The sequence below is a fragment of the Methylocapsa palsarum genome (assembly GCF_900114285.1).
GTDB lineage: Bacteria > Pseudomonadota > Alphaproteobacteria > Rhizobiales > Beijerinckiaceae > Methylocapsa > Methylocapsa palsarum.
In genome coordinates, this window is record NZ_FOSN01000002.1 from 227,479 (window position 1) to 241,115 (window position 13,637).

Genomic DNA, 13,637 nt, shown 5'->3' on the forward strand with positions numbered 1-13,637 from the left:
TCTAATGGTCGTGGAACGATTTCGGATCCGGAGTCTGCGCTTTGCGGCCGCGGCGCATCATCCACAAGATAAAGCCGAAGGAGACGGGGACGGCGATCGCCGTCGCCAATGTGGCGTTGAGCAGCGGGAACTCTTCATGCACTCCCTCGAACAGGAGGTGGAGGATCGCCGCCAAGTAATAGGTCATCGCGGCGATCGAGATGCCTTTGACCGCCGTCTGTAATTGCAGCTGCAATTGAGACCGCTCGTTCATGTTGCTCAAAAGATCCCTGTTCTGACTTTCGAGTTCGATATCGACCCGCGTACGCAAAAGCTGAGCCGCACGGGACAGTTTTCGCGACAGGTTGTCCTGCCGGGCCTCGATCGAAGCGCAGGTGCGAATCGCCGGTGTGACCCGTCGCGTCAGAAACGCCGCGAAGGTCGAGAGGTTTGGCGCGGGGGATTCTCCGATCGCCGCGAGGCGCAAGGTCATCAGCTCATAATAGGCCTTCGTCGCGCCGAACCGGTAAAGGCTCTTCGACGCGCTCGCTTCGAGATCGGCAGCGAGGGCGGTCAATCGGTCGAGCAATTCCCGGCTCGCCAGAAAACCTTCGCTTTCCCGGAAACGTTGGACAAGCACAGGCAATTCGGTTTCGATGCGGCGGATCTCGGGACCGAGCATCTGCGCCATGGGAAGCCCGAGCAGGGCGAGCGTCCGGTAGGTCTCGATTTCTAAGAGGCGCTGAACGAGCGCCCCCATCTCGATGGGCGTCAACGTCCGGTTGAGGACCAGCAAGCGCACGAAACCGAAAGCATCGGCGTAGAAGTCGGTGGCGACGACGGCCCCGCCCGCCATGACCTCCGATTCGACGAGTTCGCTCGGCGAAAAGAGATTTCTCCATTTCTCGCCAGCCTGCTGCTCGGCCAGGATCTGGAGATCGACCGCGACAAGCAGAGGCCCCGGCTGCGGAAGCATCCGCATGACCTTGGCAAGGTCGTCCGCCGGAGGACGGAAGGCGCCGATTTCCTTGGCGTCGCCGCTGTTTTCCTGCGGAAATTCCCAGGTGTAGGTTGTGAATTCGCCGTGATGCTCCCAGCGCAGAATCGCGGGCGAGAGCATTGCCCGGTGCTGTTTCGCGTCCGGCAAAGGCGCGGGAACAGCGCGCTCAAGGCAAAACGCGGCGAGCGCGGCGCGCGCCTTTTCCGCGGCGTCGTGATCCGTCATGAAGGCGAAGTGAAGGATGCGTTTGAGGCCGTCGATCGGCGTAAACGGGCGCGCGTGCACCTCTGCCAGGACCCTGCCGCGCAGGGGGTGGACCTCGAAGCCGCAATTTTCGCCGATGGAATCCTTGGTCAACCTCTGGGCGTTCCTTATTCCTGCCGCTTCCACGGTTCCACTTCCACGGTTCTTGAAACTTAAACGGCTTTGATTTCGCCGCGCTTATTCGCCGTGGCGAAGCGTCACGAAAAAAAGAAATATCGCGACAAGAAAATATCGCGACAAGACAAGGATCTAGGATGACGCCTGGAGCGCTTCCCGACCGGATGGAGTCGCTCGGCCGGTAGGAAATCTCCAGATTCAAAAGCTGGAGCATATTCTGATCGGAATATGCTCAAGGCTTCCGGTGAAATCGCGATCTGCCTTTCAGGCGGGATGCTTAGCGCATCTTCGGCTCGTCCGCCAATTTTTTCGCTCGGACGGAACCGCGCGAAACGCCGGGGATAGGGCGTTCCCGGGGGCGCCGGCTGCTTCCGGGAGGTCGGCGATGCTCCGCGCGCCAGCGCCACAAAGGTCAGGACGCGGCGCTCACCACCTCCAGGACCGCCTTCAATGTCTCGACATCGAACCCGGGAGGCACCCGGACGACGACAGACCCGATCGATATTTCGATGGGAGCGGTTTCTTGCAGCGGGGGATGATCGTCGGACTCAAAATAAGGGTTGAATTCGAGCGAGAGAGGCTCCGCGGCGCTTTCGGTCATACGGTCTTCTTCCGCCCGCAGACGAGCGTTCTTTCGCCAGGCGAAAAGTTGCGCCGCCATAAGGCCATGCCTGCGCGCGACCGTGCAAACGGACTGCCCGCTGACAAAACTCTCCTCGACAATGCGAGCCTTCTGTTCAGCGGTGAAAACCCGGCGCTTTCCGCTCCGGGGCGACGGCGCCGGCAATGAGGTCAGACCGCGCGGGGACACCTGCGATGGCAGGAACGCGCTATTGCGTAAATGTAACATCGGAATTGAACCTGGACATGTTGGAAGCCGGGAGCCCAAAGGGATCGACGCGGGCTTCAAGGAAAGGGCCAATGCCGCGGAAACGCGGCGCGCCTCTCTCCTGCGGCGAAACAGCGGCTGTCCGCACTCCAATCGCTTCACGCGTGAGGCGAGAATCGAAAGGAAAATCGTCAGCCCATAGAGCCGCCTGGAGGAGGCCGATCAGACCGGGAGCGGAGGGCCTCGCGCGGCGAAATGAAATCGTTCCGCCTGACGCGTTTCGACGCCGTTGCTCTCCGTCCATACGATCGCGGAGGCAATTCTCGAAACCGCGATCGAAACGCCGACCGAATTGTCGAGATAGGCTGCGCCAGCGGCCGCGCAGGCTAGAATGCAGCATGCGCCATGCGAGTGGCGCTCGCCGCCATTCGGCGCGTCCGATCCCGCCTTGCCCGGCGCGCAGGTAATGTCGCCGGGCGAACCCATCGCCTGCGTTTGCGCCGTTGAAGCAAGAAATCCATGAATCAACAACGCATAAAGCGCGATCACGCTGATCGCGGCGCGTGTTGAAACGGAACTCTGGCGGAATCTTATCATTCTCATCTGCTATCATATTTGGGCAACGTTGCAAAGGCCGGGCGGTTGGTCATGCCTCTGTCGTCGTGCTCTATATTGCGAAAGCGCGTCAGGCGTCATGGTTTGCGACCGCTCAATTGATCGGGAACGGGGAAAGAGTTCAACTTCGCCCGCAGGCGACAGCAAGAGCGAGAATGCCGCGATGCAACATGAAGATCAATAAAGAGGTTTCGTTGGTATATAGAAACCGTCTATCGAGTTCGCCCTGAGAGATTAGACCGGTAACGCAAGTTTGTTCGCTTCGGCCAGAAGCGCGCGCACGAGCGGGGACATCGGCTCGCGGCTCGGCAAAACCAGTCCGATCTTATGGACTTCCTGAGGTTCGAGAATCGGAATCGACCGCAATGGTTCGGGCACGCCCAGTACGTTGGCGAAGGCGGCCGGCATGATGCTGGCCCATTGCCCGGTTTTGACATGGGCCACCAGAACCACCATCGAATCCGATTCCAGCATGGGCTGGGGCGGCGGGGGGCCGTGTTTCGCCAGAAGCCGGTCGATGATCCGGCGGTTTTGCATATCGAGCGTGAGCAGGCACAGCGGAATCGTCGCAGCCTCGGCCCAGGTGACGCTCGCCCGGTCGCCCAGCGGGCATTCCGGCGAGGTCAGCAGGCGATATTGCTCGTGGTACAGCGGCACGGTTCGCGCGTTGCCGAGGGGCTCATTGTCGAGATAGGTCAATCCGGCGTCGATCTGAAGCTCCTCGAGCATCGTCAATATCTGACGGGAGGTCCGGGAAAGGATCGTGAAGCGAACGCCGGGATGTTTCGCGCGGAACGGAATCGTCAATTGCGGCGTCATCCCGAGCGCCGTCGGAATGCCGGCCAGCCTCAGCTCCCCTGTGAGGCTCGTCTTGGCGGATTGGACGTCCTGACGCATCGACCGCGCATCGCTGACGATCCGTCTCGCCCATTCAAGGACGCGCTCTCCTTCGGCGGTGAGCCCGTGGAAGCGCGAACTGCGGTTGACAAGCATGACGCCAAGCACGTCTTCGAGGTGCTTGATGCCGGACGACAAGGTCGGCTGCGTGACGCCGCAGCTTTCGGCGGCGCGGCTGAAACTGCGTTCGCGCGCCACGGCCATCAGAAATTCCAGCTTGTCGATCATGAAGCAGCGGCGAGAGCGGCCGTCCTGCCCGTGGCGGCGGTGATGAACGCCGCGTGACTCCAGGCAAGGCTTTTTGCCGAGGTCTGGGCTCCGGTCGCCTGGTCGAACTGCTCGGAGAGTTCTCCGGAGGCGGGCGTAAAGGCGCGCACGGTCGCCATATACTGGTCCGCGCGCCGGAACAGGGCTTGAAACAGGAAGCGCCTGTCATGAAGCCGATCTTGCTCGGCGAGGCCCAGCCGGGAGAAGAACGCGGCGCTTTCATGCGTCTTTGCAATCACCGCTCCATTCGCCGCCAGCCCGGCGAGGCGGAAATAGAATTCAGCGGCGCCGAGCGTCGAAAAATAATAGGCGCCGCCGCTGTAATATTTGTCGCCGGCGTAGCGTCCGAGAGCCGGAGCCCGGTCACCGCCGATGTCCTGATTGATCTTGTAGCTCGACGCGAAAAGATCTTCCAATTTGGCCAGCGTCGCCCAGACTTTCGGGTCGGAGAGGCTATGGGGCCCCTCCCGCCGGGCGGCGTGAACCACGGCAAGGAGGACCGCGATATCCAGGGCCTTGTCGCCGGCTGAGTCTCCGGCGGCGCGACGGCTGCCGTAAATGCCTGCCGCGGGGCTCCAGAACTGATCGAGGCGACGCGAGATTTCCATGGCCTCGGCCCGGCAGGCCTTGGCGCGTTCGTGGTCGCCGACCGCCTCCATCCAGGGCTCCGCGTCCGAAAGGGCGGCGCATTGCGCAAGCCGGGTGTAATAATGTTCGCCGAGTTCCTCTTCCCAGATGTCGAAGCTCGCCTCGCGCCAATGGGCGAGGATAAAGTCGATGTCGCGGGCGATCAGCGCCGCCATCAATCTGCGCGTCTCGTCCTCTTGAGCCACGGCGAGACGCGCGAACCGCAAGACGGCGAGCGCGCGCAGCGCCGGTCCATCGTGTTGCGGCCTGGACCATTTGATAATGTCCAGCGTCCCGTCCGGATTGAACCGGGGTTCGCCAAACACGCGCTCGCCGCGAACCGACTCGATGTCGTCGTCCGGGCGCACGAATTGCTGGAAATAGGGTTCGATGTTGCGCCGGAAGTCGCCGGCGCCGTCAAGAAAGGCCCGGCCGTCGAGGTCGCAAAGCGCAAGGCTGAAGCTCAGGAAATCCTTGAAATGCAGGCGTCCCATGTCATTGATTTTACCGGCTTCGAGAAGACAGCGCAAAGCGTCAATGATGACGGCGGAATCGCGGAGCCAATGAAAGAAATAGTCGGGGTCGGGGTCGTAGGACGCCGGAATCGGGCAGGCAAGAACGGACCCTTTCGTCGGCTTGATGACCTGGCCAAACCCGCGCCTGTCCTTGATGATGTCCGTCGCCGAAATACATCGCAGCATGGCCGCGGCGGACAGGACCGTCTGCCGCTCGATCCATTCGCCGAGCGTCTCATTGGGCTTCGTGGCGGGGGCATCCGTCGCGCCGGGCAAGATCTGCACGATTGTATGCTCCGGCGGCGTGACGAGGCGCGTTCCTGAAACGACGGAAGGCTGCTCAGCCGACGAGGATACGCACGCCGTCGATGATGATCAAGCGGGCTTGCGCCCTCCGAGACGGCATCCGGCGCGCAAGCGTGTTCTCAAGCCGTCTGATGCCGTATTTCAGAGGATTCCGCACAGCAGGTCTGCATGTTTTGCGCGGCCCAACGCATCGCCTCTTCGTGATCGTCGACGCGGAGCCGGTTCGGGCATCGAGTCCAGTTTCCCTGCTCGCAGTTTCGGCGCGAACAGCCAAATTCACAAAATTCAAGTTCAGGCGGAACGTCCTGTATCACATGCTTTTCAAGAAAGATCTTAATACGCTCGAACATACTAAAAGCCCTCGCCAATCTCTTAATGCAGTGCAGCATTGTATTGCATTGCAATAAGGCAAATAAAAATCTAGCACGCTTCGGCAATGAGTAAAATAAATTTCTGTCTGTTACAAGTTGATAATGTTCAGCGCCAAAGTTAAAGCGCAGCTATTCTTGAGCTGCGCCATAGCGCCGCCTCGCCGCCGGAGCCGTCAGCTTCGCTACGCCGATGAATACATGACGGGTGGCGAGGATCGCGAGTCGCCCGTGTGGCTCCGTATAGAGCGCTTTTCGATCGCATGCAGTCATGCGATCGATCAGAAATCGCTCCAGAATCAAAAGCTTGAGCATATTCTTGTCGATTGGAGTGATTCACTCCAATCGGAATATGCTCTAGGCGCCCGGCGCGCTCACGAAGCCGAGCCGCTTCAAGCCGGTCTGGATGTCCTCGTCGGACATGAACAGCTTCCATAAAAGGCCGCTGCGGTAATTCTCGATCATTGCCACGATGGGTCCCTGATCAATGGCGAGATAGGTCTTCGCGTACCAATCCGCGCTTTCGCTGAACGCGTCCGTGAAGCCGAAACGGCCCCAGATCTTTTCGCCGAGGTTGTCGTGAAAATAGCGCAGCGCCCGCATGGCCTGTTCGGGAGCATAGGGAAAACTCGACAGGGCCGCGGTCGGAGAGATCACGCCATTATCGTTGTCGGGGGCGTGCGCCGCATAACCGGAGGGATCATCGCTCGCCGTCAAGCCCCAGCAAGACGGGCCGAAGCCTTTATGGCGATGAGGGTTGCGGACGCAATGCTCGTAATTGATCAGCGTATGTTTGACGTTCTGCTGGAAATAGTCGGCGTAGGCGTCCGACAGCCCGCGCGGATCCAGTCCACAAAATGAATAATGGCAGAAGAACAAAGGACCCCCGTAGTCGGGACCTAGCGGCAGTTCGAGGTCATAGAACCGGCGGCGATTAACAAAGGTCCGGCTCTGAGCCCAGCCGCTGTGATAGACGATCGGGTCAATCGCGTAACGCGGCGCCGAGGCGGCGAGAACATAGGCGATCAGGCATTCATTCCAGCCGCGGACCTCAACGTCGATGCTCCAGCCATTGTTAGGGCTCCAGTGCCAGGTCAGGACGTGACGGCCTTCCCGGGCGTGCCAGTTCCACTCCACCTCCCGCCACAGCCAGGTGATATGATCGCGCAGGCTTTTTTCGGCGGGGGAGGCGGCGTCGAAGAACTTGCGCGCGCACAAGAGCCCCTGGAACAGCAGCGCCGTCTCGACAATGTCCCCGCCATCGTCCTTGCGGCCGAAAGGGACGGTCGCTCCCGTGCGCCCATTCATGAAATGCGGAAAGAGCCCATGATAACTGACGGTGTGGTCCAGAAACGAAAGCGCGCCGTTGATGCGCTCGAGCGCCTCCTCCCGCGTGACCCAGCCGCGATGGGCCGCGACAATGATCGCCATGACTCCGAAGCCGGAACCTCCGATCGAAACGAGATCGTCGCTTGCATCCGCTTCTAGGCCGGTGCGGTCGCGCGCCAATCCGCTAACAGGATGCGCCCCTTCCCAGAAAAAGCCGAACGTCTGCTTCTGGACGAGATCAAGCAGCGCCTCGTCCGAGATCCGGGCCGGCCGAAGCAGGGACGTCTCGAGGGCAGGCTTCGTTCTCGCGGGTTTGGCGGGTTTGGATTTGGCGGGTTTGGATTTAGCGGGCATTTGGACCGGCTTCGGGTTGATCGGGGATACCTGAGCGGCGGCTATTCCGCGGCGCTGCGCTTCATCGTCCGGTCAAGCGCCTCGTCGATGACGAACGGTTCAAGGCGCTGGCCTTCGGGATCTTTGGTCAGATGCAGGACCGTCCTGAAGAATTGCTCATGCGCGTTGAGGCGGCCGATGCTGATGACCGCAGCCGTCTCCAGGTCCTCGCCGAGCACGTCGAGAACGAGAGCCCGGTTCGACTCGTCAAGCGAATCGATCGCCTCATCGATCAAGATCCAGCGTGGCTTCAGCAGCAGGAGCCGGGCGAACGCGAGTTTGATGCGGTCGTCGCTATTCAGTTCCTTGTCCCACCGCGAGACCCGATCGAGCGAGGGAACGAGATGCGACAAGCCCAGACGGTGAAGCGCGGCCACATACGCGCCGTCGGCGAACTTGCCCGGGGCGGACGGATAGGCGAGCGCGTCCCTCAGCGCGCCCGGCGGAATATAGGGGCGTTGCGGCATGAAAATCATACGTTCCTGAGGCGGCATCAGGATGCGTCCGCAGCCCCAGGGCCAAAGCCCGGCGATGGCCCGGAAAAGGTTGGTCTTGCCGGCTCCCGTCGAGCCGACGATCAGAACATGGTCGCCGGGGAGGATTTCGATATGCGGTTCGCTTAGGGCGGTGCAGCCCGAGGGTGAGGCGATTCCGAGGTTATCGAAGACGATTTTTTCGTCGGTCGTGGCGATTTTTTCGATGCGCGTGCTTTGATCGCCGAGTTTGTCCATCTCGACGAGGGCCAGCCGAAAGCTGGCGACGCGCAGAAGCGTCGCGCGCCAATCGGCGATCACGCTGAAATTGTCGACAAACCATCGCAATGACTGTTGAACCTGATTGAACGCCCCGACGACGACCATCAGTCCCCCGAGGGAAAGGTCTCCGGCGAAATATCCGGGCGCCGCGACGACGATTGGCGCAACGATCGCGAACCAGCCGTAGCCAGCCGTGATCCATGTCAGCCTAGTGACGCCCGTCACCAGCCGGCGCATCACGCGCAGCACTTGATCGAGTTCGCGATGGAGCCGCGCTTTTTCGTCCTGTTCGCCGCCATAGACAGCGATGCTGTTGGAATGTTCGTTGACCCGCACCAGCGCGAATCGCAAATCGGCTTCGCGCGCATAGCGTTCAGCGTTGAGATTGATCAGGGGATGTCCGACGCGCCAGCTGAGCCATGACGCCGCGCCGGCGTAAAAAAGCGCGCACCAGACCATGTAGCCGGGGATGGAGAATTTCCAGCCGTCGAAGTCGAAGACGACCCGCTCGGACAGGCCCCACAAAACGCCGATGAAGCTCAAAAGCAGAAGCGTCGCCTGAAGCAGGCCGATGCCGAGATCGGTCGAGAGTTCCGTCAGATGGCGGACGTCTTCATGGATGCGCTGATCCGGATTGGCTCCGATTTCGCCGTCTCCCGCCAGGCGAAACGCGCGGGTCGGCTGAAGCCATTGGTCGAAAAGATCACGGGTCAACTGCTCTCGAAGTCTCAATTTGCTGGTCTGGTTCAGCCAGACCTGCGCGACATTCAAGACCAGCAGCGTCCCCGCGATCATTGCGAAGATGCCGAGTTCAAAAAGAAATTGCCTGAGATCCCGGTTTTCGAGCGCATCGTAAAATGGGCGATTCCAGGCGTTCAGCCTGATCTGGCCATAGGCCGTCGCGCCCACGACGCCGACGATCGCGGCCCCGAGCGCGATGAGGGGATTGCGCCCCGGCGATGAAATGAAGGCCTGCGCCATCATCATGATCTGGGGCGCCAGCGCGTATTGCTGATCGAATGCGCCCGGCTCGGGCGCAAGCGTATCCTCCATCGTCTGAGATTGATGCGCCATTGATCCCGTTTATGTTCTATTCGAGAATCGGTCGAACTCTAGCACTTCAGCTGGCCGAGGTCGTGCTGCATTTGGGTAGAAAATCCCGGGGACGTGGATGACATCGAGGATCGACAAACTTCTCGCGGCCATGACTTGCGAGGAGAAAATCGGTCAGCTCACGATGAGTGCGGCGCAATACGCCGTCACCGGCCCTGTGCTCGCCGGCGACGTAAGCGAAGACGTCCGCTCCGGCCGCGTCGGGAGCCTGCTCAATATCTGGGGCGCCGAACGAGCGCATGCGATCCAGCGGATCGCCGTCGAGGAGAGCCGCCTCAAGATACCGCTCATGATCGGGCTTGACGTCCTGCATGGGCATAAGACGATTTTTCCTATCCCGCTGGCGGAAACCGCCGCGTTCGATCCGGAGCTCTGGCGACGCAGCGCTCGCGAATCCGCCATCGAGATGGGGGGCGACGGCGTTTCGATGACCTTCGCCCCGATGCTGGATATAGCCCGAGATCCCCGCTGGGGGCGAATCGCGGAAGGGCCGGGGGAAGATCCGTGGGTGGCGTCCAGATACGCCGAGGCGAAAGTCGCCGGGTTCCAGGACGGCGGGAGCAGCCAAGGTCTCGCCGGGGCCGGGGCCGTCGCCGCGACCGCCAAGCATCTTTGCGCCTATGGAGCGGTGCGGGCGGGGCTCGAATACGCCTCGGTCGATGTTTCCGAGCGCCTTCTGCATGAGGTTTACCTTCCGCCCTTCGCAGCCGCCGTCGCTGCGGGATGCGCCGCGATCATGCCTGCGTTCAACGACCTCGCCGGGGTCCCGATGACGATGCACATCCCGCTGTTGCGCGGATGGCTGAGGCGCGAACATCGTTTCGATGGAGTCATCGTCAGCGATTACAACGCCATCGTGGAATTGTTGCGGCACGGCGTCGCGGCGGATCTCGCGGAGGCCGCCGCCGCCGCGCTCAAGGCCGGCGTCGACATCGACATGATGGGCTCCGCCTACAGGTTCGGTTTGCCGGACGCGCTCGACCGCGGCCTCGTGACCATGTCCGAGATCGATGAATGCGCGCGCCGGGTTCTTGCGCTGAAGGAGCGCCTCGGTCTTTTCGAGGATCCCTACAGCCGGGGAGCCGGCGCCCGGGAGCCTTCATCGCTCCGGGCGCGACGGGAGCTGGCCAAAGACATCGCGCGCCGCTCCATCGTCGTCTTGACCAATGACGGCCTCCTTCCGCTCCAGCCAGGCCTGCGCCGAATCGCGCTCGTCGGTCCGCTTGCAAACGCTCAGGCCGAGATGAACGGCCCATGGGCGGCGGCCGGCGATCCAGGCGATTGCGTCACGTTTCTCCAGGGTCTTCGGGCCGCATGTCCAAACGCGGCTATCGAGAGCGCGCCGGGGATCACGATCGAGAATGACGATTCTTCGGGAATCGCGCAGGCTCTCGACATCTGCCGCTCGTCGGACCTCGTTATTCTCTGTCTTGGCGAATCGGCTTCGATGAGCGGAGAAGCGGCGAGCCGCGCCGCCCTCGGCCTCCCCGGACTACAGATGGAGTTCGCCCGCCTCGTATTCGCCCTTGACGTCCCCGTCGTCGCGCTGATTTCCTCGGGCCGGCCGCTGATCATCCCGGAGATCGTCGAAAGGGCGGGGGCGGTTGTCGCCACATGGTTTCTTGGCGTCGAAGCCGGGCCTGCGATCGCCGATGTTTTGTCCGGCCGTTTCAACCCGACGGGACGCCTGCCCGTGACCTGGCCTCGTTCGGCCGGGCAGATTCCGCTCTACTTCGCCAGCCGTCCCACAGGGCGGCCGTATCATCAAGACGACCACTACACCAGCAAGTATATCGACCTTCCCGAGGGGCCGCAGTTCTACTTCGGTCATGGATTGTCATATGGACATTTTGCCATCGAGAACCTGACCGCCAGCGCGGAGGAGTTCTGGACCGGCGACAGCCTCACGGTCGAGGTCGCCGTTCGCAACGAGGGATCGCGGGCGGGCGAACAAACTCTGTTTGTGTTCGTGCGCGACCTTGTGGCGAGCGTCGCGCGGCCGATTCTCGAGTTGAAGGGATTCGCCAGGATCGCGCTGGGCCCAGGGGAAAGCGGAATCCTGAGATTTCCGCTTCCCGCCGCCGCGTTCGCTTTCCCCGGACCAGACTTCAAACCAGTTCTGGAACCAGGCGATTTTCGAGTGTCGGTCGGACCGAGCGCCGATCCGCAGTTTCATCTGACCGTTCTGCTGCGCGCCCGGCCAGTTTGAGCCGTTCGAGCGATTTCGCGTCGGGGCGAGCAACCTTCCGGTTCCGGTCCCTGGCGTGCGAGGGGCAGGGTTTCAGCCGGCGGCGCAAATGCGTCGTGGCCTTGACCAGATGCCTGTCGACGGTCCTCACCGAGATATTAAGGCGCGCCGCGATCTCGGAATGCGTGAATCCCTCGATTCGGCTGAGCACAAACGTCTGCTTGCAAACGCAAGGCAATTCATCGAGGGAGGCCTGGAAATGACGCACCTCCGCCGCGTTCTCGGCCGCAGATTCCGGGTCGACCACACAACACCCCGTCTCCTGCAGCGCGAATTCGAATTCGGCGTGACGGGACCGGGTCTTGATCTTGCGCAGCGTATCGACCGAGAGGTTCGACGCTATGCGGAAGAGAAAGGCTCTCGGATGATCGAGCGTCTCGAAATGCTCCTTCTGGAGGAGGTGCAGGTAAGCGTCCTGCACGACGTCCTCGGCCTCCTCCCGGCCGACGCGGCGGCGGGCGAACCCCTGCAGCTCGCGCGCGTGGGCCTGATAAAGGCTTTCGAGAACCGCGTCAGGCCCCGGCATGTTTGGTCTCCCACAACAGAGGCCGAAAGCAAAAGGATGCCGGAACGGCGGGAATTCCGCCTCCGTTTACGAAAGTGGACATGGAGCTGGATTCCTTCGTAGGCCGGGGCCGGAACGGCGCGCGACAGCCTGGAAAAAAGGGGGATTTCTGCGCCGCGATTCCGCGCGGCCCGGCGCGATCCATGCCGGACTTCAGATCAAGCGTCGGCTCAGACGCGCCATCGACGGGGCGTGGTTAAACGCCGGCCAAAGACAGGTTGAGAAGAGGGCTTGAGAAGTCGCGGGGGGACGCGATCAGACAGTCTGCGGGGGACCGCGCGCGGCGAAATAGAACTTGAACGCCGTCCTGAGCGCGAATGTGCGAGTTGCGGCGAACTCGAACCGCGATGGCGCGCGGGCAGGAAAATAAACAACATCCGAAGCCGTATCCAGAACGACGGAGGTCGCGCTCGAACACGCAAGGATGCAGCATGAGCCATGATGGTCATGCCCCGGGGCGCCGTTTCCCGTCGAGCTTCCATCGAGCGAGGCGCAAATGACGCCAGCCGATGAGTCGAAAGCCTGAGTCGGCGTGGCCGAGGCGAAGAACGCTTGCAGCAACAGGGCGTAGAGCGCGAGCACGCCAACGGCGATGCGCTTTGCACCCGAGTTTTGCCGAAACCCCTTCATGATTTTGAGTGTATCACGCGTCGGCGCTGTTGCAACTATACGATGTTCAGGCCGGCCCGTTGAAACTCAACACCCGATCAAGCGGAAAGTCATAGAGCTTGCCGGTCTCGTCCCAGGCCGGGGCGCACAGCGCGAGCAGTTTGGCGGCGAAGTCTTCCGGCGTCTTCAGGGTCAAGGGATCCTCGCCGGGCATGGCGGCGGCGCGCATCCGGGTCCGCAGCGGGCCGGGATTGACCGCCATCACCTTGACCGCGGACACTTTGGCCGTCTCGGCCGCGTAAGTGCGGGCGAGGGCGTCGAGCGCCGCCTTCGACGCAGCGTACGGGCCCCAGAAGGGCTTCATGTCCGCCCGGTTCCCCGCCGCGGATGAGATGAAGATCGCGCGTCCCGCGTCCGAGGCGCGCAACAAGGGATCGAGCGAGCGGATGAGTCGCCAATTGGCGGTCACGTTGACCGCCATGACTGCGTCCCATTGACGCGGATCGAGATGAGCCAGCGGCGTCAACGGACCGAGGGCGCCCGCGTTGGCGACGAAGATGTCGAGCTTGCCCCAGCGCTCGAATATTCCCGCTCCCAACCGGTCGAGCGCGGGAAAATCGGTGACGTCGCAAGGAGACAAGGTGGCGCTGCCGCCCTCGGCGCGAATGGCGTCGTCGAGATCCTCGAGCGCGCCCTGGGTGCGGGCGAGGGCGACGACATGGACGCCGGCCCGCGCGAGTTCAAGAGCGACGGCGCGGCCGATTCCTCGGGACGCTCCGGTCACGAGGGCGATGCGGCCCTCGAGCAAACGAGAAGGGGCGGCTGCTTCCGACATTTACCA

Annotated in this window: 12 protein-coding genes; 1 reads left to right on the forward strand and 11 read right to left on the reverse strand. The window is 62.1% G+C overall.

From position 1 onward, the window contains the following. Window position 1: 1 nt before the first annotated feature. From BM177_RS03925 to BM177_RS03965, 8 genes are all read right to left on the reverse strand, one after another. On the reverse strand, window positions 2-1,336 hold the full coding sequence (locus BM177_RS03925) for a DUF3422 family protein (protein WP_091678805.1): 1,335 nt from the start codon (window positions 1,334-1,336) through the stop codon (window positions 2-4). A 436-nt stretch (window positions 1,337-1,772) separates the two neighbouring features. Beyond that, complete coding sequence (gene tnpA / locus BM177_RS03930; protein WP_091678283.1) at window positions 1,773-2,210, reverse strand: IS66-like element accessory protein TnpA; 438 nt, start codon at window positions 2,208-2,210, stop codon at window positions 1,773-1,775. 201 nt (window positions 2,211-2,411) lie between these two features. After that, window positions 2,412-2,792: a hypothetical protein gene (locus tag BM177_RS03935; RefSeq protein ID WP_139223505.1), complete on the reverse strand. Its 381-nt coding sequence runs from the start codon at window positions 2,790-2,792 to the stop codon at window positions 2,412-2,414. Between the two features lie 246 nt (window positions 2,793-3,038). After that, complete coding sequence (locus BM177_RS03940) at window positions 3,039-3,929, reverse strand: LysR family transcriptional regulator (RefSeq protein WP_091678291.1); 891 nt, start codon at window positions 3,927-3,929, stop codon at window positions 3,039-3,041. Continuing rightward, entirely contained in the window at window positions 3,926-5,395 is a 1,470-nt protein-coding gene (locus BM177_RS03945; protein WP_210185879.1) for a glycoside hydrolase family 15 protein, read from the reverse strand. Before BM177_RS03945 ends, BM177_RS03940 begins: the two co-directional genes overlap by 4 nt. Before the next feature lie 521 nt (window positions 5,396-5,916). Next, on the reverse strand, window positions 5,917-6,099 hold the full coding sequence (locus BM177_RS03955; RefSeq protein ID WP_091678298.1) for a hypothetical protein: 183 nt from the start codon (window positions 6,097-6,099) through the stop codon (window positions 5,917-5,919). A 42-nt stretch (window positions 6,100-6,141) separates the two neighbouring features. Then, entirely contained in the window at window positions 6,142-7,467 is a 1,326-nt protein-coding gene (locus BM177_RS03960) for a glucoamylase family protein (RefSeq protein ID WP_091678302.1), read from the reverse strand. A gap of 41 nt (window positions 7,468-7,508) precedes the next feature. Continuing rightward, window positions 7,509-9,335 (reverse strand): ABC transporter ATP-binding protein/permease, encoded by a 1,827-nt coding sequence (locus tag BM177_RS03965; RefSeq protein ID WP_244532092.1) that lies wholly within the window; start codon window positions 9,333-9,335, stop codon window positions 7,509-7,511. A gap of 97 nt (window positions 9,336-9,432) precedes the next feature. On the opposite strand from BM177_RS03965, the gene BM177_RS03970 reads away from it, so the two are divergent. Then, window positions 9,433-11,583: a glycoside hydrolase family 3 N-terminal domain-containing protein gene (locus BM177_RS03970; protein ID WP_091678306.1), complete on the forward strand. Its 2,151-nt coding sequence runs from the start codon at window positions 9,433-9,435 to the stop codon at window positions 11,581-11,583. Here the strand turns inward: BM177_RS03970 and BM177_RS03975 are convergent. The 3 genes from BM177_RS03975 to BM177_RS03990 all read right to left on the reverse strand — a co-directional run bounded on the left by BM177_RS03975 (window position 11,483) and on the right by BM177_RS03990 (window position 13,631). Further along, window positions 11,483-12,148 (reverse strand): RNA polymerase sigma factor, encoded by a 666-nt coding sequence (locus BM177_RS03975; RefSeq protein WP_091678311.1) that lies wholly within the window; start codon window positions 12,146-12,148, stop codon window positions 11,483-11,485. The genes BM177_RS03970 and BM177_RS03975 overlap by 101 nt on opposite strands. A gap of 294 nt (window positions 12,149-12,442) precedes the next feature. Next, window positions 12,443-12,817, reverse strand: a complete 375-nt coding sequence (locus BM177_RS03985) for a DUF2946 family protein (RefSeq protein ID WP_091678318.1) — start codon at window positions 12,815-12,817, stop codon at window positions 12,443-12,445. Window positions 12,818-12,863: 46 nt separating this feature from the next. Next, the gene (locus BM177_RS03990; protein WP_091678320.1) at window positions 12,864-13,631 is read right to left on the reverse strand and encodes an SDR family NAD(P)-dependent oxidoreductase; all 768 of its coding nucleotides are present in this window, start codon (window positions 13,629-13,631) and stop codon (window positions 12,864-12,866) included. Window positions 13,632-13,637 lie beyond the last annotated feature (6 nt).

Bases quoted from the DNA above. Each gene is read 5' to 3' on its own strand.
- BM177_RS03970 (WP_091678306.1), top strand. From the start codon at position 9,433: ATGACATCGAGGATCGACAAACTTCTCGCGGCCATGACTTGCGAGGAG.
- BM177_RS03975 (WP_091678311.1), bottom strand. From the start codon at position 12,148: ATGCCGGGGCCTGACGCGGTTCTCGAAAGCCTTTATCAGGCCCACGCG.
- BM177_RS03935 (WP_139223505.1), bottom strand. From the start codon at position 2,792: ATGAGAATGATAAGATTCCGCCAGAGTTCCGTTTCAACACGCGCCGCG.
- BM177_RS03985 (WP_091678318.1), bottom strand. From the start codon at position 12,817: ATGAAGGGGTTTCGGCAAAACTCGGGTGCAAAGCGCATCGCCGTTGGC.
- BM177_RS03940 (WP_091678291.1), bottom strand. From the start codon at position 3,929: ATGATCGACAAGCTGGAATTTCTGATGGCCGTGGCGCGCGAACGCAGT.
- tnpA (WP_091678283.1), bottom strand. From the start codon at position 2,210: ATGTTACATTTACGCAATAGCGCGTTCCTGCCATCGCAGGTGTCCCCG.
- BM177_RS03955 (WP_091678298.1), bottom strand. From the start codon at position 6,099: ATGCTCAAGCTTTTGATTCTGGAGCGATTTCTGATCGATCGCATGACT.
- BM177_RS03965 (WP_244532092.1), bottom strand. From the start codon at position 9,335: ATGGCGCATCAATCTCAGACGATGGAGGATACGCTTGCGCCCGAGCCG.
- BM177_RS03960 (WP_091678302.1), bottom strand. From the start codon at position 7,467: ATGCCCGCTAAATCCAAACCCGCCAAATCCAAACCCGCCAAACCCGCG.
- BM177_RS03990 (WP_091678320.1), bottom strand. From the start codon at position 13,631: ATGTCGGAAGCAGCCGCCCCTTCTCGTTTGCTCGAGGGCCGCATCGCC.